This is a genomic window from Nocardia sp. NPDC051321 (genome assembly GCF_044455225.1).
GTDB lineage: Bacteria > Actinomycetota > Actinomycetes > Mycobacteriales > Mycobacteriaceae > Nocardia.
This window is the reverse complement of sequence record NZ_JBITEM010000016.1, coordinates 187696-209707: the sequence shown is the minus strand read 5'-3', so window position 1 is coordinate 209707 and position 22012 is coordinate 187696. Positions and strand designations below refer to the sequence as shown.

At 67.1% G+C, this 22012-nt stretch carries 27 protein-coding genes; 16 read left to right on the top strand and 11 right to left on the bottom strand.

Annotated features, from left to right (window positions below; translation table 11 throughout):
• Positions 1-200 precede the first annotated feature (200 nt).
• The gene (locus ACIA8C_RS34570) at positions 201-1022 is read left to right on the top strand and encodes a hypothetical protein (RefSeq protein WP_397142091.1); all 822 of its coding nucleotides are present in this window, start codon (positions 201-203) and stop codon (positions 1020-1022) included.
• Positions 1023-1034: 12 nt separating this feature from the next.
• Here ACIA8C_RS34570 and ACIA8C_RS34565 read toward each other — a convergent pair whose 3' ends face one another.
• On the bottom strand, positions 1035-1226 hold the full coding sequence (locus ACIA8C_RS34565; protein WP_397142089.1) for a hypothetical protein: 192 nt from the start codon (positions 1224-1226) through the stop codon (positions 1035-1037).
• Between the two features lie 66 nt (positions 1227-1292).
• Positions 1293-1499: a CsbD family protein gene (locus ACIA8C_RS34560; RefSeq protein WP_396996032.1), complete on the bottom strand. Its 207-nt coding sequence runs from the start codon at positions 1497-1499 to the stop codon at positions 1293-1295.
• 168 nt (positions 1500-1667) lie between these two features.
• Here ACIA8C_RS34560 and ACIA8C_RS34555 point away from each other — a divergent pair, with 168 nt between their 5' ends.
• From ACIA8C_RS34555 to ACIA8C_RS34510, 10 genes are all read left to right on the top strand, one after another.
• Positions 1668-2234, top strand: a complete 567-nt coding sequence (locus tag ACIA8C_RS34555; RefSeq protein WP_397142087.1) for an RNA polymerase sigma factor — start codon at positions 1668-1670, stop codon at positions 2232-2234.
• Positions 2225-2827, top strand: a complete 603-nt coding sequence (locus ACIA8C_RS34550; RefSeq protein ID WP_397142085.1) for an Asp23/Gls24 family envelope stress response protein — start codon at positions 2225-2227, stop codon at positions 2825-2827. Before ACIA8C_RS34555 ends, ACIA8C_RS34550 begins: the two co-directional genes overlap by 10 nt.
• Positions 2824-3201 carry an Asp23/Gls24 family envelope stress response protein gene (locus ACIA8C_RS34545; protein ID WP_397142083.1) on the top strand — a complete coding sequence of 126 codons (378 nt, stop codon included), beginning with the start codon at positions 2824-2826 and terminating at the stop codon, positions 3199-3201. The genes ACIA8C_RS34550 and ACIA8C_RS34545 overlap by 4 nt, the downstream gene beginning before the upstream one ends.
• A 73-nt stretch (positions 3202-3274) precedes the next feature.
• Positions 3275-3592, top strand: coding sequence for a hypothetical protein (locus ACIA8C_RS34540; RefSeq protein WP_397142081.1), 318 nt, complete (start codon positions 3275-3277; stop codon positions 3590-3592).
• A 95-nt stretch (positions 3593-3687) separates the two neighbouring features.
• Positions 3688-4194 carry an Asp23/Gls24 family envelope stress response protein gene (locus tag ACIA8C_RS34535; protein ID WP_397142079.1) on the top strand — a complete coding sequence of 169 codons (507 nt, stop codon included), beginning with the start codon at positions 3688-3690 and terminating at the stop codon, positions 4192-4194.
• Positions 4195-4383 carry a hypothetical protein gene (locus ACIA8C_RS34530; RefSeq protein ID WP_364739899.1) on the top strand — a complete coding sequence of 63 codons (189 nt, stop codon included), beginning with the start codon at positions 4195-4197 and terminating at the stop codon, positions 4381-4383. It abuts the gene before it with no gap.
• Positions 4380-4703: an Asp23/Gls24 family envelope stress response protein gene (locus tag ACIA8C_RS34525; RefSeq protein WP_397142077.1), complete on the top strand. Its 324-nt coding sequence runs from the start codon at positions 4380-4382 to the stop codon at positions 4701-4703. Before ACIA8C_RS34530 ends, ACIA8C_RS34525 begins: the two co-directional genes overlap by 4 nt.
• Positions 4700-5236 (top strand): DUF6286 domain-containing protein, encoded by a 537-nt coding sequence (locus tag ACIA8C_RS34520; RefSeq protein ID WP_397142075.1) that lies wholly within the window; start codon positions 4700-4702, stop codon positions 5234-5236. The genes ACIA8C_RS34525 and ACIA8C_RS34520 overlap by 4 nt, the downstream gene beginning before the upstream one ends.
• Positions 5236-5811 (top strand): alkaline shock response membrane anchor protein AmaP, encoded by a 576-nt coding sequence (locus ACIA8C_RS34515; RefSeq protein WP_397142073.1) that lies wholly within the window; start codon positions 5236-5238, stop codon positions 5809-5811. The genes ACIA8C_RS34520 and ACIA8C_RS34515 overlap by 1 nt, the downstream gene beginning before the upstream one ends.
• A 235-nt stretch (positions 5812-6046) precedes the next feature.
• Positions 6047-6415 carry an STAS domain-containing protein gene (locus tag ACIA8C_RS34510; RefSeq protein WP_397142071.1) on the top strand — a complete coding sequence of 123 codons (369 nt, stop codon included), beginning with the start codon at positions 6047-6049 and terminating at the stop codon, positions 6413-6415.
• Positions 6416-6442: 27 nt separating this feature from the next.
• Here the strand turns inward: ACIA8C_RS34510 and ACIA8C_RS34505 are convergent, their stop codons facing one another.
• The 4 genes from ACIA8C_RS34505 to ACIA8C_RS34490 form a co-directional block, all read right to left on the bottom strand.
• Positions 6443-6886 carry a response regulator gene (locus ACIA8C_RS34505; RefSeq protein WP_397142069.1) on the bottom strand — a complete coding sequence of 148 codons (444 nt, stop codon included), beginning with the start codon at positions 6884-6886 and terminating at the stop codon, positions 6443-6445.
• Positions 6887-6937: 51 nt separating this feature from the next.
• Complete coding sequence (locus ACIA8C_RS34500; RefSeq protein ID WP_397142066.1) at positions 6938-8599, bottom strand: CHASE3 domain-containing protein; 1662 nt, start codon at positions 8597-8599, stop codon at positions 6938-6940.
• On the bottom strand, positions 8596-9888 hold the full coding sequence (locus ACIA8C_RS34495) for a PP2C family protein-serine/threonine phosphatase (protein ID WP_397142064.1): 1293 nt from the start codon (positions 9886-9888) through the stop codon (positions 8596-8598). The genes ACIA8C_RS34500 and ACIA8C_RS34495 overlap by 4 nt, the downstream gene beginning before the upstream one ends.
• A gap of 175 nt (positions 9889-10063) precedes the next feature.
• Positions 10064-10708, bottom strand: a complete 645-nt coding sequence (locus ACIA8C_RS34490; protein ID WP_397142062.1) for a hypothetical protein — start codon at positions 10706-10708, stop codon at positions 10064-10066.
• 475 nt (positions 10709-11183) lie between these two features.
• Between ACIA8C_RS34490 and ACIA8C_RS34485 the strand changes: the two genes are divergently transcribed.
• Positions 11184-13757 (top strand): MFS transporter, encoded by a 2574-nt coding sequence (locus tag ACIA8C_RS34485; protein WP_397142060.1) that lies wholly within the window; start codon positions 11184-11186, stop codon positions 13755-13757.
• Between the two features lie 230 nt (positions 13758-13987).
• The gene (locus ACIA8C_RS34480) at positions 13988-15115 is read left to right on the top strand and encodes a glycoside hydrolase family 3 N-terminal domain-containing protein (RefSeq protein WP_397142058.1); all 1128 of its coding nucleotides are present in this window, start codon (positions 13988-13990) and stop codon (positions 15113-15115) included.
• A gap of 106 nt (positions 15116-15221) precedes the next feature.
• Here the strand turns inward: ACIA8C_RS34480 and ACIA8C_RS34475 are convergent, their stop codons facing one another.
• Positions 15222-15725, bottom strand: coding sequence for a DinB family protein (locus ACIA8C_RS34475; RefSeq protein ID WP_397142056.1), 504 nt, complete (start codon positions 15723-15725; stop codon positions 15222-15224).
• Between the two features lie 494 nt (positions 15726-16219).
• Between ACIA8C_RS34475 and ACIA8C_RS34470 the strand changes: the two genes are divergently transcribed.
• Positions 16220-16786 (top strand): dihydrofolate reductase family protein, encoded by a 567-nt coding sequence (locus ACIA8C_RS34470; RefSeq protein ID WP_397142054.1) that lies wholly within the window; start codon positions 16220-16222, stop codon positions 16784-16786.
• Positions 16787-16957: 171 nt separating this feature from the next.
• On the opposite strand, the gene ACIA8C_RS34465 is transcribed toward ACIA8C_RS34470, so the two are convergent.
• From ACIA8C_RS34465 to ACIA8C_RS34450, 4 genes are all read right to left on the bottom strand, one after another.
• Positions 16958-17626 carry an HAD family hydrolase gene (locus tag ACIA8C_RS34465; RefSeq protein WP_397142052.1) on the bottom strand — a complete coding sequence of 223 codons (669 nt, stop codon included), beginning with the start codon at positions 17624-17626 and terminating at the stop codon, positions 16958-16960.
• 742 nt (positions 17627-18368) lie between these two features.
• Positions 18369-18710: a nucleotide pyrophosphohydrolase gene (locus ACIA8C_RS34460; protein WP_397142050.1), complete on the bottom strand. Its 342-nt coding sequence runs from the start codon at positions 18708-18710 to the stop codon at positions 18369-18371.
• A gap of 18 nt (positions 18711-18728) precedes the next feature.
• Positions 18729-19373: a histone deacetylase gene (locus ACIA8C_RS34455; RefSeq protein WP_397142048.1), complete on the bottom strand. Its 645-nt coding sequence runs from the start codon at positions 19371-19373 to the stop codon at positions 18729-18731.
• A gap of 24 nt (positions 19374-19397) precedes the next feature.
• Positions 19398-20063, bottom strand: coding sequence for a class I SAM-dependent methyltransferase (locus ACIA8C_RS34450; protein WP_397142046.1), 666 nt, complete (start codon positions 20061-20063; stop codon positions 19398-19400).
• 60 nt (positions 20064-20123) lie between these two features.
• Between ACIA8C_RS34450 and ACIA8C_RS34445 the strand changes: the two genes are divergently transcribed.
• Complete coding sequence (locus ACIA8C_RS34445; RefSeq protein ID WP_397142044.1) at positions 20124-20912, top strand: glutamate racemase; 789 nt, start codon at positions 20124-20126, stop codon at positions 20910-20912.
• Positions 20913-20998: 86 nt separating this feature from the next.
• A complete protein-coding gene (locus ACIA8C_RS34440) occupies positions 20999-21982 on the top strand; it encodes a winged helix-turn-helix transcriptional regulator (RefSeq protein WP_397142042.1) in 984 nt (327 codons plus the stop codon).
• Positions 21983-22012 lie beyond the last annotated feature (30 nt).

The following is a 22012-nucleotide window of genomic DNA, read 5'->3' as shown; positions in this document are numbered from 1 at the left end:
TTCCGCGGGCGGCCGACCAGCTACAGCATTGGTCCGTCGCGCCGAACGGGCGCCGGGCGGTTCTTCTACAGGGAAGAGTCTCCGGTCCTGGCCCTTCACCCACGTTTCATCGACGTCTCACCGCGTCGGGCCGGTGAAATCGACGGCGCGGCAACCGCTCGGGGGAAGTTTCGCCGCAGCCGAAATCGAGGGAGATCACCATGGTCGACAGTCTTTTCGCGGACGTGTCATATTTTCAATCGCCGGTGGACGATTCCTATCCGCACGGCATTCTGAGCTTCCGCTCCAACGACGGCACGTTCCGTGATTCGAACTTCGCGACGAACTATGAATGGGCTTGCCGAGCAGTCGATTCCGGCCGCCTGGCATGTTTCATCGTCTATTTCTACTGGCGACCGAACTGGCTCGAGACCGTCGAGACCCACCGCGAGATGGTAGCCGAGGTGGGCGGTCCGCACCCGCGGATGATCACGATGATCGACGTCGAATCGGGCGGCAATCCCGGCGGCGATCAGTCCGCGGGCATCAACGCCGCGTACTGGAATCTGGCCGACTGGCTCGGCGACCGGCGGCGGGTTATCGGCTACGCCAACCGGAGCGATTTCGACGGCATGTGGTCCGATCGCCCCGACGGGTTGCGCATGGTCGGCGCCGGTTACGGCCGCAACCCGAACCTGCCGGGCCAGCTCGCCCACCAATACACCGACGGCCAGGGTTTCGGCGGCGGCTTGCCCGAGGGTTGCCCGCCCTTCGGTGACTGCGACATGAATGCCGCCTACGACACCTCGCCCCAGGATTTCGCCGCGGCCTGCGGCGTCGGAATAGAGGAGGAATTCATGTCCGCATTGAATGAGCTCGAGCAGCGCGAGCTGCTCGACAAGACCCGGGCGATCTGGGTCCAGCTGCTCGGCCCCGAAGGGTCCGGTTGGCCCCAGCTCGGCAAGAACGAGAAGGGCCAGAACCGCACGCCCGTCGACGCACTCGCGGCCGTCGAGGACGCGCTTGACAGCCCGCGAAAGTAGCCGTCGAGGTCGTCAAGCCTGGTGCGGCAGGATGGCAAGCACGAGGGCCAGCCCGGCGACGATGCTGACGCAGGCGGCGACGGTCGCGACGACGGATTCGGTCATGGCCGCCACTCCGATGGTCAATGCCAGACAGGTGGCGATGGCCAGCACCGCGGTCCCCGGTTCGGCACCGGCGATTCTGGTCGGTCGATGATTGATCACTGTCCTACCTCTGTTCGAACCGGGCGGTGTGCGGCCGTACTCGCGGCCGCACACCGCACGCGCGGGCTACTTGCCCAGCGCGTTCTTCGCCTTGTCCACCGCGTCGCCGATGGCGTCCTTGACGTTGTCCACCGCGCCCTTGACCGCGGATTCGACCTGATCGGCCTTGCCTTCGGCGCGCAGGTCGTCGTCGCCGGTCGCGTTGCCCGCGGCTTCCTTGGCCTTGCCGCCGAACTCGTCGACCTTGTTGCCGATCTTGTCGCTCAGAGACATCGAAACCTCCGCTGTGTCACGGCACATCCGGGTTGGATGCACACGTCGTACTGACACGGCCGTCGCACAAAAGCGCACGCAGCAACCAATGAGACAACGATCACGTCATACTGGCCGTGACGGTTTCCAATCCCCGGTGTCTGCCTGATGAGCGGTGGAGGAGGTGCTGTGACCACGACAGAAACGGTTGCCGAGACCGCGCCCGATGATGCGACCCTGGTGAGCAGGGCGCGCGACGGCGATATGCGGGCCTATGAGCAGCTAGTACTGCGCTATCAGGATCGAATGTTTCGTCTCGCGGTCAAGATGCTCGCCGACCGCGCCGACGCCGAAGATGTCGTCCAGGAGGTCTTTCTCGGTGCCTGGCGCCGACTACCGCAGCTCAACGAAAACGCGGCCTTCGTCGGCTGGCTCTATCGCATGACAACCAATCGATGCCTGAACGTGATCCGGGCCCGCAAGCCAACGGTCGAGGTCGACCCGGAGACCACCGAATCGCCACGCTCGGACACCCAGCCCGAGCACGCGGTGCAGGTGAGCACGCAATTGGCCGCGCTGAACGAGGCGCTGCAGCTGCTCACGCCCGAACAGCGCGCCTGCTGGCTGCTGCGCGAGGTGCACGGGCTTACCTACGAGGAGATCGGCGACATCGTCGAAGTGAATACGACGGCGGTACGTGGCCGGATTGCCCGCGCGCGAGCCCACTTGTCCGAGGTGATGAAACCATGGCGGTGAACGGAACGACAGAACAGGATTACCGGCTGCCCTGCGGCCGCGAGATCGAACAGGTCTGGAATCGGCTCGACGCGGTCGAGGCCGGTCTCGGCGACGAACACGAGACCACCTGCCCGCACTGCCGGGCGGCCAGAGACAGCCTGCTCGCCCTGCGCGCGGCGACCAAGGAACTGATCGACGAACCGGATCCGGCACCCTCCGATCTGACCGGACGCATCATGTCCGCGGTGCGCGCCGAGGCACGGCGCGGGCGGACCCTGGTCTTGCCGACCCCCGCGCCGGGCACGGTCGAGGTGAGCGAGCAAGCCGTCGCCACCGTGCTGCGCTATGCCGCCGACTCGGTGCCCGGCGTGCGCGCCAGGCAGTGCCGGGTGCGCCGGGTCGGCATGGGCGTAGCCGGGGAAACCGTGGTGGCGGTCGAGCTTTCGGTCGCCATCCGATTCGGGCACAGCACCGTGGGCGAGGCGCTGCCGCTGGTGCGCGAACGGGTCAGCGCCGCGCTCGCCGCCCAGGTCGGTCTCGTGCTGGAGACGCTGGATCTGGTGGTCGCGGACATCTACGAGGACGACGAAACGGGGGGCCCGCGGCGATGACGACCGATGCTTTTTCCGAGGTACGCGTCGAGGCGCCGGTCGTCGCCGCGGTGGCCGCGCAGGCGGCGTGCGCGACGCCCGGCGTGATCCGGCTGGAACCCGGTGTGCGCGGGCTGGTCTCGTCGCTGGTTCGGGTGGGCAAGCAGCGCCTGACCAGTGCCGACCCCGCGCCGTCGGAGGGCGTCCGGGTGCGCCGGTCCGCCTCGGGCGCGCTGAGTGTGCAAGTGGACGTGGTGATTTCGGCCGACCGCCCGGCATCGGTGGTCGGTCACGCGGTGCAACAGGAGGTTTCGCGAGTCGTGTTCGAACAGACCGGGCAGATGGTCGATGAAGTGTCGGTGACCATTCTCGATATCGAGCCGGAGCAGCAATGAAGTATCAGCGAGCGAACCGCGGTCGCGGCGTGCCGGGGCATCCGATGGAGCTGGGCGCCTGCGAGGCGCGGTCGTGACTGCTGCCAGCGACATCATCGCCGTGATCCTTGGCGCGCTGGACTCGATCGATGGTATTCGTCCCGCGGCACCGTTGGGCGCGGAGAGCCCCGCATGGTGGCCCTGGGACGCACGGGGTTTCGCGGTCGATGTCGGGCCGGGCCGGGTCGAGATGCGCGTCGCCGCGGCCGAGCTGCCATTGGCTCCGCTGCTGGAAAAGGCAACTGCCGCACTGCGCGACGCACTGGCCGAGACCGAATGGTCAGACGCCAGGCTGTGTTTGGTAGTGACCGAGCTCGATGCCGGAGCCTTCGGCAGTGAGGGGGTTACCTAGCTCACACTGCCGAGCCCGTGACGATCGGGCGGGATCGTGTGTCGATCTCAATGAAGCCGATGTCCGCTGTATCGCGAGGGAAATCAGGAGGAGCAATGAGCACCACCACGACAACCACTGAGAAGAACACGGACACGAAGGCGCCCACGGACAACAAGGCCCCGGCGAGCCGGGTTTCCGCCGCCGCGGCATCCGACAAGAACAGCAAGCTGGCCAGCGACCAGGGCACCACCTCCATCGCCGACATCGTCGTGCAGAAGGTAGCCGGGCTCGCGGCCCGCGAGGTGCGTGGCGTGCACGACCTGGGCGGCGGCGCGGCCCGCGCGTTCGGTGCCATTCGCGATCGCATCCCCGGCGCGTCCGCCAGTATCGGCCAAGGGGTTTCGGTCGAGGTGGGGGAGACCCAGGCCGCCGTCGATCTGGAGCTGGTCGTCGAATACGGCGTCGCCATCGCGGAATTGGCTCGGGCGGTGCGCCGCAACGTGATCAACGCGATCGAGCAGATGACCGGCCTCGATGTGGTCGAGGTGAACATCAACGTCAACGACGTCTACATCCCCGGCGACGACGACGAGCCGGCGCAGAGCAGCCGGGTGCAGTAGATGAGTGCCACAGCGATCTGCCTCGCGGTCGGTCTCGCGCTCGGCTTCGCCGGCGCGTTCGGCGGATTCGGCGCCTTCACCATCGTGCTGCTGTTCGCCGTGCTCGGCCTGGTGGTCGGCCGCTGGCTCGACGGCGAGCTGGATCTGGCCGGATTGCTGCAATCCGCACAGCGCAAGGGCAGGCGATGACCGCCGTCGTCGCGGACGAGTATCCGGGCGTCACCACGGTGGCGCCGCGCGCGGTCCAGCGGATCGTCGCGCAGGCCGCGCGCGAGGTGGCCGGTGTCGGGGCCGAGGTGCGGGTCGACGCCAGGGTCTTCGCGAACCGGACCGCACTCGATATCCGGTTGCCGATCGTGTATCCGTCGCCGATCGGCCGGGTCACCGAGGCATGCCGCGCGCACCTGGCCCGCCGCACGAGCGAGCTGACCGGGCTCGCGGTGAGCGCGATCGACATCGTCGTCACCGAACTGACCACCGAAACCGTTGCGGGAAGGAGGGTCCGGTGATTCGCAGGCCACGCCGGGCCGGCCCGGCGATCGTGCTCGCGGTGCTGCTGCTCGCCATCTGCGTCGCGGTGGCGGTGTCGCTGATCCAGCGGCTGGTCGGCGCGCACCAATTCCTGTCCTACGACAGCGTCGCGACCGATCTACACGGGATGACCTGGCACGACCTGCCGGTCCTTGCCGTTGGTATCGGCGCGATCGTGTTCGGCTTCGGGCTGCTCGCGCTGGCGCTGTGGCCGGGCAGGCCCGCCGTCTTGCCGCTCGGCACCGACGACGGGATGTCCGCGGGCGTCACCCGCGGCGGGTTGCGCGCCGCGCTGCGCAGCACCGCGGCCTCGGTGGATGGCGTCAGCTCGGCCCGAATCCGGTTGCGGCGCAAAGGGGTCAAGGTGTCGGCGCACACCGATCGAGTAGGCGCGGAAGGTCTGCCCGAGCAGATTTGCGAGACGCTCACCCGCCGCGTCCAGGAGATCGGTCCGGAGCCGGTGCGCCGCGTCCGGGCCAAGCTGCACGGACCGAAGACAGGAGAGGCGTGATGAGTAGCACCAACCGTCCGGCCGGGTTGAACCGGAGTGTGCTCGGGCTGATCGGACTGCTCCTGCTCGCCGCGGGGGTGCTTGCCGTCGCCGCGCATTATGGGCGGCTGCGCTGGGTGGAGTCCGACGACACCCTCGTTCCAGGCACCGCGGCCCCGCCGACCTGGGTGTTGTGGGCGGCGGTAGCCGTCGCTGTGCTGATCGGCCTGTTGTGCCTGCGCTGGCTGTTTGCCCAGGTATTCCGGATGCCCAAGTCGGTCACCTGGCGTACCGGCGGCACCGAATGGGCCGGGACCACCGTGCTGGAGTCATCGACCGCCGCGGCCCCGGTGGCCACCGACATCGAAAGTTACGAGGGCGTGCGCACCGCCTCGGCCTGGCTGTCCGGCGGCCGTGCCGCGCCCGAACTGCACCTGGTGGTCACCGCCGAACCGACCGCCGACATCGCGCAATTGCGGCGCAGGATTCTGAGCCACGCGGTCACTCGCCTGCGCGAAGCATTGGAGGTCGAGGTCATTCCGGTGACACTCGAGCTCGACTTCGCCGAAGACCGGCGCCCGGCGCGGGTGCGCTGAGAATTACCCGGACACGGCAGGCCGAGGCGGGCGCGGCGAGCCGAGTCGGCCTACGGTAGTTTGGCGAGTTGGATCATCTCCGCGCCGTGCTCGGACGGGCGGGGGGTCGACGCGTCGGAGGTAGCGAAGTGGCGGTGCCAGGCAACCGGTTTGGTGTAGCGGGCTCAGGTCGGTCGGGTCGAGGTCGAATGGTGCTCGGTGCAGCCGTCCGGGCCGGCGACCAGGTGGGTACTCGATGAGCACGGACGGGAAGGCCAAGAGCTTGGAGACGGATGTGCGATCGGTCGACGCCGCGCGAATCCTGTCGCTCACCGGAGAAATCGATATGGCTTCCGCGCCACAGTTTCAGGCCGCGGTGGACGAGGCGTTGCAGGACAAGCCTGCCACCCTGGTCGTCGACCTGTCCCAGGTGGAGTTCTTCGGCTCCGCCGGTTTGAGTGTGCTGCTGGTGGCCGCGGAAGCGCTGCCGTCCGGGCAGCTGCGCGTGGTGGCCTCGCCGCCGGTGCGCAGGCCGATCGAGGTAACCGGGTTGGACAAGCTGCTCAGCGTGCACAACACGGTGGACGAGGCGCTCGCCATCGAGGAACCGCGCCGCCCGGCCTAACGGGCCGGCGCAGCGTTCCGCTCGAGCTCAGCCCTGCCGGGGCAGCCGGACGACCTGGACGAAGAAGTCGTCGATGTGCTTGATGGCCGCGACGAATTGGTCCAGATCGACCGGCTTCGTCACATAGGCGTTGGCGTGCAGTTTGTAGCTGCGCAGAATGTCTTCCTCGGCAGCCGAGGTGGTGAGCACGACCACCGGGATATGCGCCAGCTCCGGATCCGCCTTGATCCGCTCGAGCACCTGACGTCCGTCGTATCTCGGCAGATTGAGGTCGAGCAGGATGAGGTCCGGCTGCGGGGCACCCTCGTGCTCACCCTGCTGATACAAGAAATCCAGGGCCTCCTGGCCGTCGTGTGCGACGTGCAGGGTGTTGCCTATCTTGTTGTCCTCGAACGCTTCCCTGGTCATCAATTCGTCGCCGGGGTCGTCCTCCACCAGGAGGATGTCGATGGGCTGGCCGGGAATGGGCAAGAGGAACTCCTGTATTCATCGGGGGTACAGACTATCGGGGATGGTGCGGACTCAGCTAGCGTGGCTCGGCAGGCTCGTTTCGCCGGACGTTGTGACTTCGACGGGCTTGCTGGTTTCGCCGAGTGCGCTGGTATCCGCAGGCAGCACAGGCGAGTTCAGGGTGAACCAGAAGCGCGTGCCGTCGGAGTATTCGGTATCGAGCCAGATCTTCCCGCCGTGGTGTTCGACGATCTTCTTGCACAGTGCGAGCCCGATGCCGGTGCCGGTGTATTCCTCACGGCTGTGCAACCGCTGGAAGATCACGAAGACCTTCTCCGCGAACTCCGGCGGGATACCGATCCCGTTGTCCGCCACCGAGAACAGCCAGCCGCCGGTGTCGCCGTCTGCGACACACTCGATGCGGACGGCCGGCGGTCGATCGGGTGCCCGGAATTTGATCGCGTTGCCGATCAGGTTCTGCCACAGCATGGTCAGCAGCGTCGGGTCGCCGGTGATCTTGGGTAGTTCGTCCGGGCGTTCCAGCCGCAGCTCGGTGTCCTCGGCGGCCACCGAGAGATTGGTCATCGCCTTGTCCAGGGGTTGGTCGAGGCCGATCGGCACGTTGCCGTCGATGACGCGCCCCACCCGGGAGAAGGTGAGCAGATCGTTGATCAGCACCTGCATTCGCTTGGCGCCGTCCACCGCGTAGTCGATGTATTGGATCGCGCGCTCGTCGAGTTGGGCGGCGTAGCGCTTTTCCAGCAGCTGACAGAACGCGGCGACCTTGCGCAGCGGTTCCTGCAGATCGTGCGAGGCCACGTAGGCGAACTGCTCGAGTTCGGCGTTGGAGCGGCGCAATTCCGCGGTCTGCGCGTCCAATTCGGCTGTCTGCGCCGCTAACATCGCCTCCTGGACCCGGGACGACTCCAGCTCGGCGACGACCCGGCGGCGCATGCCCTCCACCGCCTCCGCGACGGTAGCGAGGTCGGCGGGTCCGCGCGCGGTGATGTGATGCTCGAAATCGCCGTCGGCGACGCGCCGGGACGCGGCCTCCAGATAGTCCAGCGGGCGCGCGACCAGCTTGCGCACCAGGATGGTCAGCGCGACCGAGGCCAACAGGAAGGAGATGACCAGTCCGGCCAGCACCGCATTACGCACGGTGCGAGTACTTTTCAGCTCGGCCCGATCCCGGTCGACCTCGGCGGCGAGGTCGGTGTTCTGGGTGGCGAACAGGGTGCGGACGTTGTCGAAGGTGGCCTTGCCGCGTGCTGCCGCGAGCTTGTCGACCGCCGCAGGGCCGCGTGCCCGCACCGCGGTGATCAGTGGCTCGGCGTAACCGGTGCGCCACTCGGCAGCCGCGCGTTCCACCGCGTCGAGGTCGGTGAGCAGCTGCGGGCGGTCGGCGAGCAGCGCGCGGATCCTGGCCGCCGCCCGCGCCTCGTCCTGGACCCCCTCGGAATACGGCGTGAGGAACTGGTCGTCGCCGCCGATGGCGTAGCCGCCAATGCCGGTCTCCTGGTTGAGCAGTGCGCCTTGCAGCCGATAGGTCTCGGCGGTGGCGGGCTGGACCCCGTCGACTATCCGATCGGCGACCCGGTTCGTCTTGCTGAGCTGCTGCGCGCCGATCACCGTTCCGATGATCACCAAGATCACCATCAGGGCCAGCACGAGCATGAACCAGCCCTGGACGGTCAGTCGACCGGCCGCGGACTGCTTCCCGGAGGATGTTGTCATCGATTGTCCTGGTTCAGGTCTCGGTGATTCCACTGCAAGTACATGACCGCCACGTCGTCCTCGAGTCCGCCGTGTGCCTCGGCGAGTTCCTCGGCCCGCCGGATCAACTCGTCGACGAACACCGCGGGCTCGGCGGCGGTGACCGTGCGGGCCAGCTCCAGCAGACCTTCCTCGCCGAGGCGATCCTGGCTTGCGTCGGTGTGGCCCTCGAAGAGGCCGTCGGTGAACAGCATCAGGCCGGAGCCGACGGGCAACGTGATCTCGTGCACGGACCATTCGGCGCGACCAGGCAGGAAACCGAGTGCGGGACCGCCGGGAACTTCGACCCAGTCGATGTCGGAACCGGTGCGCACCAGCATGCCGGGGTGCCCCGCCCTGGTGACCGCGACGCGATGATCGCACGGGCGCAGGATCAGGCTGGTCAGGGTGGCGAAGGTTTGCTTGCCGGTGCGCTCGGCCAGCAGCACCTCCTCCAGCAGTCGCAACTGCCGGATGCCGAAGATGTCGCTGAGCACCAGGGTGCGCCAGGCCAGGCGTAGCGCCACACCGGTCGCGGCCTCGTCCGGGCCGTGCCCCGCGACGTCGCCGATCAGCGCGTGCACGGTGCCGTCGGCCTGCTGCACCACATCGTAGAAGTCGCCGCCCAGCAGGGCGTTGGCCCGGCCGGGGCGGTAGCGCGCCACGATGTCGACCGCGCGTTCGCCGCGCAGCAGTGGCGTCGGCAACAGGCCGCGTTCGAGTCGCGCGTTCTCCCGTGCCCGCATCTGGCTGGACCGCAGCGCCGCCGACGCCCGCTCGGCCTGTTTCCGCTGGATGGCGTAACGCAGTGCACGGCTGAATAATTCGGGTTCCACCCGGCCTTTGACGAGGTAGTCCTGGGCGCCGGCCGCCACCGCGGCCAGCCCGACCTGCTCCTGGTCCAGCCCGGTGAGCACGATGACCGCCACCTGATCGGTGTACTCGCGCACCGCGGCCAGCGTCTCCAGTCCTTGCGCGTCGGGTAAATGCAGGTCGAGCAGCACGCAATCGGGTAGCCGCTGTGCGAGCACCGTGCGCGCCTCGGCCGCGGACCGCACCCACCGCATCGGCAGGCCCGGCGCGCCATCGGCGATCAGTTCCTCGACAAGCAGCGCGTCGCCTTGATCGTCCTCGACCAGTAACACCGACAACTCCGGCCAACTCCAGACGGCGGCACGGTCTGGTCGGCGCTCAGGAATCGGTGCTTCTGCGCGGGCCTTGCCGTCACCGTCGCCGAGGAGGCCTGTCTGCCCACTCTGCCCGGAAAGCATCGACTCCGGTCTCCTTCCATCCGCGTTGACCTACTCGGTCGTCGTCAAATGCGACTAACGCGGAGTACCCACATTCGTCCGGCACACCCTCAGGCCTTGTACCTCGCGACGCGCCAACATTACCGTCCCGGCGGGCACCGACGAGCCTTGCCGCCCGTGGCGGGTGTCGGGTGGCTTACCTGGGTCGCCAGGTGGTGAAGTCGAATTCGAGGTATTGCTCAGCGGCGGAGGGGATATGGGTGAGCGTGAGGTCGGCCAGGTTGCCCTGGTCGGTTTGCACGCACAGGTGGCTGCCGGTGGGCAGGTGGTAGGTATTGGCCAAGGTTTCGGTCCAGGCGGCGGGCAGGATCGCGCTGCAGCGGTCCAGGCCGGAGCCCGTGTCGTCGCGCGGGATGGCGAAGCGGGGTTTGCCGTTGGTCATGGCGTTGAGGGAGTCGGCGGTCTTGGACGGACTCATATCCACGCCGAGCTGGTTCTGATCGTGGACCTGCCCGTTGTCCAGGTCGATTCCCTCGACATTGGCGATCTTCTGGTGGCCCTGGGCCAGCGGCGGTGGTTCGACGGTTGTCGGTCGTGCGGACGGGGCCTGAACAGGCGAGCTACTCGGCGCTGCCGACGGCGAATTCGAGCTGGCGCACTGGGCGATGGCGACGAACACCGCAAGCACCGTCCCGACGCCGCTCACCACTGCCCAGAACAGCATCGACCGCCAGAAAGGTGTGGCGTCGGTCGTGGTGCCACCATTCGGTGCGGGTGCGGGTGCGGGTGCGGGTGCGGGTGCGGGTGATGGGTCGCTGGGTGCCGGCCCGTTTTCGGACATCTGCTGATTCCCCCTGTCGCCGGATGTTGTTCGGAACGTGCGACAAGGGCATACCGCAGCCCGCGCCGCAGAAGCTTGTCCCGCATGCGGCGGGACACGAAAGACCTTACATAGCAAGTGGCTATCCGGGCGCGGGTTTGTCTGGAACCTCCTACCCGCGGTGATAATGGATTGACGGGCCTATGTATTGTTCGCGTTAGCAACTAGTTGCACGGTTCGGTAGATCTGCTGGTGAAAATGGGGAGGGGCCATGCCCGTTGGCGGCCCGCAGCGCACCGGTAAGCTCGCCGAACTGTCGCACCGCTGAGAGTTTTACCAGCAGTAGTTAGAGCAGATCGCTTATGGCACATGGCTTGGCCGCGCGCTGAGCCGACCCGATCGACGGCCCTGCATCGATATTCGCGGCGACCGGTGATCGGATGCGCGTGTTCGAGGAAAAACGCTGACAACGCAGCCGACCAGAATTAGGGCGCACATGACGAATTCCACCACCCAGGCAACGCCGCCGGGCCTGGAAGCGGGCGCGAGCACCGCACTGTCGCACCGGCAGATCTTGACCATCCTGTCCGGTCTGCTGCTCGGCATGTTCCTGGCCGCCCTCGACCAGAACATCGTCAGCGTGGCGATCGTCAAGATCTCCAACAGCCTGCACGGCTTCGACGAACAGGCCTGGGCGACAACGGCTTACCTGATCACCGCGACGATCACCACGCCGCTGTACGGCAAGCTGGCCGACATCTACGGGCGTAAGCCGTTCTACCTCACGGCGATCGGGCTGTTCATCATCGGCTCGGTGGCGTGTACCTTCGCCACCTCGATGTACGAACTCGCCGGGTTCCGCGCGTTCCAGGGCCTCGGGGCCGGCGGCCTGATGTCGTTGGCGTTCACCATCGTCGGCGATATCGTGCCCGCCCGCGAACGGGTGCGCTACCAAGGCTATTTCATGATGGTCTTCGGTTTCGCCACCGTGCTCGGCCCGGTGCTCGGCGGCTTCTTCTCCGATCTCGACACGTTCGGCGGCATCGCGGGCTGGCGCTGGGTGTTCCTGGTGAACGTGCCGGTCGGTGTGCTCGCGTGGCTCGTGGTCGCCAGGGTGCTGAATGTGCCGCACCAGCGCCAGAATCACCGCATCGACTGGCTCGGCGCGGTGACGCTGACCATCTGCACCGTGCCCTTGCTCGTCGTCGCCGAGCAGGGCAGGCACTGGGGGTGGGAATCGCATCGGTCGCTGCTGTGCTACGCGGTGGGCGCGGTCGGGCTGCTGCTGTTCTTGCTCGTCGAGTTCCTGATGAAGGACGCGGCGCTGATTCCGTTGCGGCTGTTCAAGAGTTCGACGTTCAGCGTGACCATCCTCGGCGGCTTCATCGTCGGCATCGCCATGTTCGGCGCCATCACCATGGTTCCGCAATATTTCCAAGTGGTGCGCGGGTTCACCCCGACCCACGCCGGTCTGCTGATGCTGCCGCTGGTACTCGGCATCACCGCCGGATCGCAGCTCGGCGGCCGGATCACCAAGTGGACCGGTCGCTACAAGATCCTGCCCGTGGCAGGCACTTTCATCACCGCGACCGGTTCGGCGCTGTTCGCGCAGGTGCACTATGACAGCGTGCTGTGGCAGCCGCTGACCTACTGCGCGGTGATCGGGCTCGGCCTCGGTTTCTGTATGCAGACGTTGGTCATCGCGGCGCAGAACGCCGGTCCGCGTTCGGATATGGGTGTGTCCACCGCGGCGGCGACGTTCTTCCGGCAGATGGGCGGCACCCTCGGCGTCGCGGTGTTCCTGACGATTCTGTTCAATCTGTTGCCGACCAAGATCATCGACGCGTTCGGCGGGGAGTTGCCACCCGGGTTCGATGCCGGACAGCTCAGCAGTATGCAGAGCAACACCAGCGGTATCGAGGCACTGCCCGGGGAACTGAAGACGCCGATCCTGATCGGCTTCACCGAGTCCATGCATGGTGTGTTCTATGTGGCCGCGGCGGTGGCGCTGCTGGCCTGCTTCGTGCTGATGTTCATGAAAGAGATTCCGCTGCAGGACGATCCGGCTCCCGTCGCGGCGCGGGTGCAACCGCCGGTGGTGCAGTCGAGCTGGGACGCGGATCAGGTCTGGGAAGGTGCCGCGCAGGTGCTCGCCGAACCCGAACCGGTACTGGCCGGTGCCGTCGCCGGGCACTCGTCCGCCGAGCACAACGGATCGCACCAGTTCGCCATGGCGGCAACTGGTTCCACGGTGACCGTGCTCGACTCGGTGGAGGGTTTCGAAGGATACGGCGACGGTGCCATCGGCGGGCGGATCCGCCGGGAGAACGGTCACCCGGTGCCCGACGCCGCGCTCACCCTGATCGACCAACGCGGACACCAGGTTTCGCGCGCCACCGGCGATGCCGACGGCGGCTACGTCATCGACGTGCCCGAAAGCGGCAGCTACGTGCTGATCATCTCCGCGACCGGCCATCAACCGGCGGCGGTGACCGTCACGGTCGGCCAGCGCGCCCAGCACCTCGACCTCACCCTGCTCGGTTCCGGCGAGCTGTCCGGCATCGTCCGCTCGGCCGCCCGCGGCACCCCGCTCTACGGCGCCACCATCACCCTCACCGACCTGCGCGGCGAAGTCGTCGGCGCGGCAACAACCACCGCCGACGGCCGCTACACCTGCCACGGGATTGTCTCCGGCACATACACCTTGGTAGCCGTGGCCGAACACATGCGCCCCAACGCCAGCACCCTCACCGTCCCCGACGCGGGCCTGCTCCGCCACGACATCGACATGTCTCCCATGGCAGTCCTCGTCGGCTCCGCCCGCGCCGAAGACGGCCGCCCCATCCCCGACGCCCAGATCAGCGTCCTCACCACCTCCGGCGACCTGACCGCCACCGCCCGCACCGACGACAACGGCCGCTACCTGGTAACCGACCTCCCCCAAGGCCAATACACCGTAGTAGCCCGCGGCTACCCCCCATCCACCAGCCAAATAACCGTCGCAAGCGGCGAAGTCAACCACGACGTAAAACTCGGCTACCAACTAGACGACTCCCCAACCCACCCTTGATACGGGGGACTCCGTTGCGAGCTCGCCCCGTCATCGGCCAAGGAATTTGCGCCCACTCTCGGGATCCGCACTGCCTCTAGGACCCTAGAGGCAGTGCGGATTCGGCCGTTGGGGGTCCGGCGGGCGTGCGTTGTTCGTTGCGGGCAATGGCCAGTTCCATGGGGGGGACGGGGGCTCGCGTTGTGACGTTCGATGCGCGACCATTGTCTTGCAGGGTGGAAGGAGTTGGGATGTCGCAGCTCGCAATCGAATTCCGTCGTTGGCATGCCCGGTTGGCTGCCGTTCTGGTGTGTGTGCTCGTCGGTGCGGTGCAGGTGGCCGCGGTTTCTGGGCCGATAGCGGGGGCGACGGGGCTCACGCCGCTGCAGTTGGCTGGGCAGCGGGTGATCTATTCGTATTCGGGTCTGGTTCCGCCTACGGCCTTGCTCGACGCCATCCGCGATGGCAGGGCTGCCGGGGTGATCTTCTTCGGGGAGAACATTTCCAGTACCGATCAGATCGCCGGGGTGGTCGGGCAGTTGCGGGAGGCGCAGGCGCAGAGTCCGATCCATGTTCCGCTGTTGTTGATGACCGACCAGGAGGGCGGGATCGTGCGGCGGCTGCCGGGCGAACCGGTGTTGTCGGCGAAACAGGTTGGCCAGTCCGCCAATCCGCTTGTCGCGGCCGTTGCCGCGGGGTTTGGTGCGGGGCGCACCTTGCGCGGTGTCGGAATGAACGTCAATCTCGCTCCGGTGCTTGATGTTTACGACACCCCCGGCAATTTCATCGACCGCTTCCAGCGCTCCTTCAGCGACGATCCCGCCGCGGTGGCCGCGCTCGGGCTGGCGTTCACCACCGCGCAACAGGCGACCGGAGTCGCCGCCACCGCCAAGCATTTCCCCGGCCTCGGCTCGGCGCCCAGGGATCAGAACACCGACCTCGGTCCGGTCACGCTCCCCGTCAGCGTGTCCAAGCTACGTTCGGTCGACGAGTTCCCTTACCCGCCAGCAATATTCGCCAGGGTGAAGCTGGTCATGCTGTCCTGGGCGATCTACCCGGCGCTCGACCCCGACCGGCCTGCCGGACTTTCGCCCGCGATCGTCAATCAGGAACTACGCGGCCGCAACGGCTTCGGCGGCGTCACCATCACCGACGCCATCGAGGCCGGTGCGCTGAACTCGTTCGGCACCACCGGCCAGCGCGCCACGTCCGCCGCGGCCGCAGGCATGGACCTGATCCTGTGCTCGGCCCGCGACATCGGCCAAGGCGAGAGTGCCACGTCCGCCCTGGCCGACGCCTACACCAGCGGCCAACTCGACCCGACCGCCTTCACCGCCGCCGTCGACCGCGTCAACGCGCTACGCGCCGGACTCCAGTGAACAGCCAAATCCATTCCCGCCGTATCTGATCGACGCCTGTCGAGGCCTCGGTGGGCAGAGCTGCTCATGTCGGTGGGATTTCGCCGCTGGCTGGGTAGCACCGAATTCACGAGGCCGGTTGCCGAGGTACGGGCTGGTCGATCTGTTCGCGGAGGATGTCGCCGTGACCGGCGTGCCGGGCGAACTCTTCGATCATGGCGAGCAGCGTCCAGCGCATACTGACGGTTCCTTCGCGAGGAAAGTCCTTGGTGTCATCGAGTTCGAAACGGGCGGCGATCTCCCGCGATCGCTGACTGGCGCGCTCGAACTCGGCGATCACATCGGCCAGCGACTCGTCCGCGGCGACAGCGAAGGTGCCCTCGTCCCGGCGCGAGTACCCGTCGCATTCGGCTTCGTCGAGCCCCGCCCAAAACCGCTGAAACCAAATCCGTTCCGCCGCGGCGGCATGCTTGATCACCGAGATCGGCGTCGTCAGCGAGGCAACGAGTCGTCGGCGGGCGTCGGCCTCGGAGAGGCCGCGTGCGGTCGCGATGAGCGCTTCGCGGTTGCGGTCGAGCGTGTTCTCGATGAGCGCGCGCTCGGTTCCGGCGGTAATTCTTTTGGTAGTCAAGGACTTTCACTCCATTCCAGGACAGGTTTCGGACCGGGCCGACGGCATCGGTCCGGGTAATCGATCGGGATTTCGAAGAGGGGCGTGCACTGCGTTCGCCGCGAAATGCGCACAGAGGTGGACATGCGGGCAGATTCACACCGCAGTCAAGGACGGTCAGCTCCGAAGGAGTCGATGCCGCCTAGCGGCAAGTATGGCACAGCATGACGCAGCAGCGGATCCGGCGATGTGGCACCCCGACGACCCTGCCTGCCCGGTGTTCAGTGCCTATACCGTTGCCGCCGTTCGCTACCCAACATGGCCACCACTCGCCCTCCGTCAAGGTGAATGCCGATTCAATGGCACACCACGGCGGGGGCTTTCCGAAAGACCCCCGCCATGGTGTGCCACTGAACAGCGATTGGTAGGTGACCGGATGTCGAGAATGTCGTGGTGGCTCCGTCCTGGGGGTGTAGCGGCTAGAACGGGCCGCGTGACCGAGGAGGATCATCGCTATGCGCAAGCTCATCGTCCAGCAGTGGGTTACTGTCGACAACATTGCCGCGGAGGAGGACGGCGGGCTCAGCTTCGTGTCCGTTGAGCCGTTTTCGGAGAAGTCCGACCGCGCGTTCAAGGCCAGCGTGATGGGGTTCATCGACTCGGTCGACACCATGATTCTCGGCGCGAAAACCTACGCCCAGTCCAAGGACTACTGGCCCTACGCCGAGGATCAAGGCGAATACGGCGAGAAGCTCAACAGCCTCACCAAGTTCGTCGCCTCGTCGACCCTCGATGACGCGCCATGGGGCGAATTTCCCGCTGCGACCGTGACGCGCGACCCGGCTGCCACCATCCGCGAGCTCAAAGCACAAAGCGGCAAGGACATTTGGCTGTGGGGCAGCCTGACACTCGTGCAGTCCCTGCTCGACGCCGGCCTCGTCGACGAAGTGCACATGCGGGTCTGCCCGGTCACCCGCGGCAAGGGCAGGCGCGTTTTCCAGGATCGGCAAGACCTGAAGGTGCTCGCGGCAACCGCATTCGACAACGGCCTGGTAGAGCTGCGCTACGCGATCCAGAAATAGCGCCGAGAATTTCACCGCGACAACGCAATACGTCCGCTGGTGAGATAGGTCGAGGATCATCTTTCCATGATCGAATCGACCGGTATCCCCGTGGGCTCGTCGGCGCAGCCGGAATCTCGGCCACCAGTGGCCGAGATTCCGTTCCCGATCAGGCGCCAATCGCCCCGCTGCTCAGAGCAAGCGAGCGATCGGACTATCCGCGAGCTGGTGCAATAGTTGCGCGACGTCGTCGCAGACGAATGCCGCACCCTCGTTTTCCAGTTCGGCGCGCGAAATGCCGCCGCTGAGCACGCCGACCGTCGGCACGCCGACGTCAACGCAGGCCCGGACGTCCCAGACCGTGTCGCCGACGAAGACCGCGCGCTGCGCGGGAACACCAGCCCGATCGAGCGCGATCTGCACGATGGTCGGATCGGGTTTGGCGGTCTCGACATCCTCGCCGCCGGTCACCGCGTACAGCACGGACTCGCTGTCGAGCAGTTTGCGCAGCAGGGACAGCTCGTCCTCGGGCGCGGACGTGGCGAGCACGACGCGCAGGCCGCGGGCGTGCAGCGCCGCAAGCACCTCCCTGGCGCCGGGCAGCAAGGTCAGCTCGTCGGCACTGTCCAGGTAGTAGCGAGAGTGCAGGTCGTCGGCACGATCGGCGGCGGCCTCGGCCAGGTCGCCCGCCAGTGTCTCGATCAGCGTGTCGCCGTCCATGCCGATCGAGCGGTGAATGCGCCAGGTCGGCACGGTGGCGCCCGCGTCGCGGAACGCCCGGTGCCAGGCCCTGGCATGCAGGTAATTGGAGTCGACGAGGGTCCCGTCGATATCGAAAAGTACCGCTGCGGGATCGGGCAACAGAGGACTCCTTCGCACTGGACGGATATTCTTCTCACGATCTACCCCGTTCGCCACGGCCGAATCGTTTCGCCTTTCGGTATGGGGATCGACGCTGCACAGCAGAGAATCGTTGGCGAAGACATTGGGGGCATCCGTGCACGCAACATCGGCGTCTCGGGCCGCGATTAGTCCACCATGATCACTCGCAAAATTATGGCCGGCGGATTGCTTTGCGCCGCCTCGCTTTTCATCGCAGCCCCAGCCGCCCAAGCCGGGACGGGTAGTTCGGGTTCCGGGTCGCTCATCAATGTGGGCTGCCTCTTGCAATCGTTGTCCGCCCAATCCCCGACCGCAGACTGCCATCCGCCGTCGATCCCGACCGCCGGAATCGAAGCCCCGGCCGCCGAGCCCGCAATCCACTGATTCCTGGCGCTCTGAGCATCGCGGTGGCCGATTGGTTCGCACCGGCTATCGGGTGCTCAGAGACGTCGGTGGCCTGCTGACCTCGGCATGGTGGCGATGGCAGCAGTTGCACCAAGCAAATGATTGGTTATACGTTGGGCAAGTAATCGCTGACAGCGTGGGGAAGGGGGCGGGGTGCGAACCCGGCTCACGCATTTCGCGGCCGAGCAGCGGGCGGTGGGCCATCCCGACGGCGTGGGGCGCACCATCAGATTCCCGCGGGGCTGACTACACCCAAGGTCGGTCCTGCGGAGTGAGCACGACGATCGGGTTGTCACGGTATCGGCGGCAAAGGTGCTCACGCTGAACCCGATCGACGACCCAGTCGATCCGAGATGCTCTGCTCGAGCTCGCTCATCGTCTTCGTGAACGCGCCCTCGAGGTCTACCTCGTACCGGTGCGCGAGGATCAGCACGGACCAAAGGCAGTCGGCGAGTTCGTGTTCCAGTGCCGCACGCCCGCCGGGCATCGATCGGGTCCCCTCGGCCGCCATGACCAGCTTCGCGAGATCGCCCACGTCCCCGACGAACCCGAGCATGAAGTCTGCCCTGGTCCACGTCCGCCCTCGTTCGGCGAGATTCAGCGCGTCGTAGAGATCGTGAATGGTGATGGCTCGGGCTTGCAGTTCGTCAATGTCCACGCCACGTGTCTACCTCGGTCAGGCGGCGAGGAGGGCGGCGAGGGTTTCCGGGGTCCAGGTGTGGTTGGCGCCGGGGCGGGTGGCCAGATAGGTCGCGGTGGTTTCGATTGTCCAGCAGTGGGATTCGATGAGACCGGCGGCCAGGTGGCGTAGGTAGGTGGGGGAGGGGGAGTTTCCGGGGAGGTCGGTGTGGCGCCAGGGGGCGGTGCAGGTGAGGATCGGGCGGCTCTCCAATGTTCCTGCGTAGGAGAGGGTTTCGTAGCGGCCGGGGCCGAGTAGGGCGCGACCGTTGGTGATCGCTTCGGTCAGGTCCAGATCTGTGCCGGGTAGGCGGTACATCTCTTGGGCGACGATGTCGGAGAACTGGGCCACCGTGAGCAGGTAGGCGCGGGCGGCGGTCTGACCCGGTCCGTCGGGGTCGTAGAAGGCCCGTCCGCCGGTCCATACCAACGATTCGGTGGCGAAATAGAGCAGGCCGGGAAGCATGAGGGGGACCGAGCGGACGGGCTCGGCGGGATCGCGGCAGCCGGGCACCGTCCGTGCCCCACCTTCCGGGGTACCTCCGGTGAGGTAGCACCGGAGGCGACTCAGGTGCATGTTGGATCCGTACGCCGCGTACCAGACCAGGTCGTCGGCGGAACCGCCCGCGCCGTTCTCGATCACCCCATCATCCTGCCGCGCGGAAGTTCAGCCGCGCTGGAACACCGCGCGCCATCGGGTGAATCCCGGCCGGCCTGCGGGGGATACCTGTTCGACGCGGATCGAGCGGAGATCGTCGACCGCGAACGCGTCGATCTCGGACCGGGTGAGCGGCCACGGCGGCCCGTCCACCTCCTCGCCTTCCTCGCGAATCCCCGCGATGACCACCAGTTCGCCACCGGGTGCCACCATCCGCGCGACGTTCGCGGTCGCCGCCGCACGCAACGAGACGGGCAGCGACTGCACGGTGATCGACTCGACGACCAGATCGAACGCACCCGCCCACGCGGCGGGTGGATCGAGCAGGTCGGCTACGACATAGTCCACCGGGGAATCGGGAAAACGTTCGCGCGCGGTGCGTATCGCGGTCTCGGCGATATCGAACCCGGTCGTCTCGAAGCCCAGCGCGGCGAGGTGCTCGGCATCGCGCCCCAGCCCGCAGCCGACCACTATTGCCCGCATCCCGCCGTCGGCCCGCTCATGCCGCTCGAGCCAGTCGACCAGCAGCTCGTTCGGTTCCATCGCGTCCCACGGCACCACCGCCGCACCATCGGCCGCCGCTGCGTACAGCCGCTCGAACCACCCTGTTGGATCATCTTGCCGCAGCGACTCGGTAGCCAGCCGGGTCGCATCCGCATCACGAGAATTGGTCACCCGCCGAGTCTGTCAGGCGCCTCCGGCGACCGCGCGGCGACCACCGGGCATGATCTGCTGGTGACCTCTTTACGGCAACCGATCGCGGTCTTCGACGCGGGCCTCGGCAGTTATTCGGCGGTGGAACTGTTGCATCGGCGCCTGCCCGACCGCGACATCGTGTACCTCGCCGACCGGGCCAGCTTCCCGTACGGCGCGAAGGATCGGACCGAGTTGCTGACGGTGGTCGACCGCGCGGTGCGGTTCCTCGCCGAGTTCGAGCCGTGCGCAATCCTGTTGGCGTCCAACGCCCCTTCGGTGACCATCCTCGACGATCTGCGCAGCCCGGTCCCGATATTCGGGGTGCGGCCACCGGTGACGGAAGCGCTGGCGGTGGCCGGCGAGGTGGCGGTCCTCGGTGTGCGCTCGCTGGTGGAAAGTGTTGAGCTGGTTGAATTTCTGCGCGCGGAAGCGGGTCCGGCGTGCGCCAGGGTGCACGCGGTGAACGCCTCGTCGCTGGTGGAACTGGTGGAGAGTGGCGACTTCCTGTTCCGTCGCGAGCACACCGCGACGGTGATCAGCGAATTCCTGAACACCCTGCTCGCGGCACACCCGGGCATCGACGCGGTGACGCTGTCCAGCACGCATTTGCCTTGGCTGCGTGACTATTTCGAGCGCGCGCGGCCCGAGCTGCGGCTGTTCGACCCGATCGAGGGAGTGGTCGATCGAATCCGTCCGCTGTCGGCGCCGGGCAGCGGCACCGTCCTCGGCCTGGTGACCGAGAACGAGCGCTATCCTGCGAGCGAGTTCCGGGAGATGCTCACCCGCCTCGAGATCGACCTGGAACTGGAGTCCGTCGTCATCCCTTGAGCGAGGGAACGCGCGTTGACCCACGACGAGCGCTACAGTTAATGAAGTGCAACTAGGCGGCCATAGATCGGGAGGTGTGCGCGCGGATGGCAGATGAGCCGATCGACTCGGGACAACCCGCCCAGCATCCCGTCACGGCCACCTTCGACCTGCTCGGCGACCGCCTGACGCTGACCATCCTGCGACACGCGTTCGTCAACCACACCCGCCGGTTCAACCAGTGGATCGAACGCACCGGCGCCCCGCCCGCCGTACTCACCGCCCGGCTCACCGCCTTGGTCGACGCGGGCGTCTTCGTTCGCACCCCGCAGGCGGCGGCCCCCGACCGCTTCGACTATCTACTCACCGATCTCGGCATGGCCACCTGGGAGATCCTCGTCTCCGTCTGGAGTTGGCAGCGCGAGTGGACCGCCGAGGGCGCGCTGCACCCCGACCTGGTGCACGACGCGTGCGGCCACCGCGGCCCGCCGGTGCTGATGTGCCGTGGCTGCGGCCGCACGGTGACTCCGCGCGATACGGACGTCGACCTCGGCGACGATGCATTGTGGCGCTTCACCTCCAGTGGCAGGCGCCGCGCCCGGGCGCCCGTCGCCGCCCGAACCGACATGCGGTTCGACGAGGTCATGGAGGCGATCGGCGACCGCTGGAGCGCCACCGTGACCGGCCTCGCCTTGGCAGGCGTGCGAAGGTTCAGCGCGTTCCGCACGGCGATGAACATGTCGCCGACCACTTTGACCGAGCGACTGTCCCGCCTCTGTGACGCCGAGATCCTGCGCCGATCCGGCGACGGCGCCGGACGCGAATACCGGCTTACCCCACGCGGCCGCGCACTGTTCGCGATCTACGCGTTCCTGCTCTCCTGGTCCGCACTCGCGCATCCCGGCGCACCGGAGCCGGGTCTGCGCATCCGGCATCGCGAATGCGGCGCCGACCTGGTGCCCGCGCTGCGCTGCCGCGGCTGCGACGCCAGACTCGAGCGTGCCGACGTCCGCTTCGAACCGGTCTCGCAACCAGTCCTCGAGCGCCTCGCTCGAGTCGCCGACCAGCACCTCTTGACACCCCCGCATTGAGACGCGTATCACTTCGGTAACTGTAGTGAA

Coding starts and splice junctions, on each gene's coding strand:
- ACIA8C_RS34570 (WP_397142091.1), top strand. CDS start 201: ATGGTCGACAGTCTTTTCGCGGACGTGTCATATTTTCAATCGCCGGTG.
- ACIA8C_RS34560 (WP_396996032.1), bottom strand. CDS start 1,499: ATGTCTCTGAGCGACAAGATCGGCAACAAGGTCGACGAGTTCGGCGGC.
- ACIA8C_RS34550 (WP_397142085.1), top strand. CDS start 2,225: ATGGCGGTGAACGGAACGACAGAACAGGATTACCGGCTGCCCTGCGGC.
- ACIA8C_RS34545 (WP_397142083.1), top strand. CDS start 2,824: ATGACGACCGATGCTTTTTCCGAGGTACGCGTCGAGGCGCCGGTCGTC.
- ACIA8C_RS34535 (WP_397142079.1), top strand. CDS start 3,688: ATGAGCACCACCACGACAACCACTGAGAAGAACACGGACACGAAGGCG.
- ACIA8C_RS34530 (WP_364739899.1), top strand. CDS start 4,195: ATGAGTGCCACAGCGATCTGCCTCGCGGTCGGTCTCGCGCTCGGCTTC.
- ACIA8C_RS34525 (WP_397142077.1), top strand. CDS start 4,380: ATGACCGCCGTCGTCGCGGACGAGTATCCGGGCGTCACCACGGTGGCG.
- ACIA8C_RS34515 (WP_397142073.1), top strand. CDS start 5,236: ATGAGTAGCACCAACCGTCCGGCCGGGTTGAACCGGAGTGTGCTCGGG.
- ACIA8C_RS34510 (WP_397142071.1), top strand. CDS start 6,047: ATGAGCACGGACGGGAAGGCCAAGAGCTTGGAGACGGATGTGCGATCG.
- ACIA8C_RS34500 (WP_397142066.1), bottom strand. CDS start 8,599: ATGACAACATCCTCCGGGAAGCAGTCCGCGGCCGGTCGACTGACCGTC.
- ACIA8C_RS34495 (WP_397142064.1), bottom strand. CDS start 9,888: ATGCTTTCCGGGCAGAGTGGGCAGACAGGCCTCCTCGGCGACGGTGAC.
- ACIA8C_RS34490 (WP_397142062.1), bottom strand. CDS start 10,708: ATGTCCGAAAACGGGCCGGCACCCAGCGACCCATCACCCGCACCCGCA.
- ACIA8C_RS34485 (WP_397142060.1), top strand. CDS start 11,184: ATGACGAATTCCACCACCCAGGCAACGCCGCCGGGCCTGGAAGCGGGC.
- ACIA8C_RS34480 (WP_397142058.1), top strand. CDS start 13,988: ATGTCGCAGCTCGCAATCGAATTCCGTCGTTGGCATGCCCGGTTGGCT.
- ACIA8C_RS34470 (WP_397142054.1), top strand. CDS start 16,220: ATGCGCAAGCTCATCGTCCAGCAGTGGGTTACTGTCGACAACATTGCC.
- ACIA8C_RS34440 (WP_397142042.1), top strand. CDS start 20,999: ATGGCAGATGAGCCGATCGACTCGGGACAACCCGCCCAGCATCCCGTC.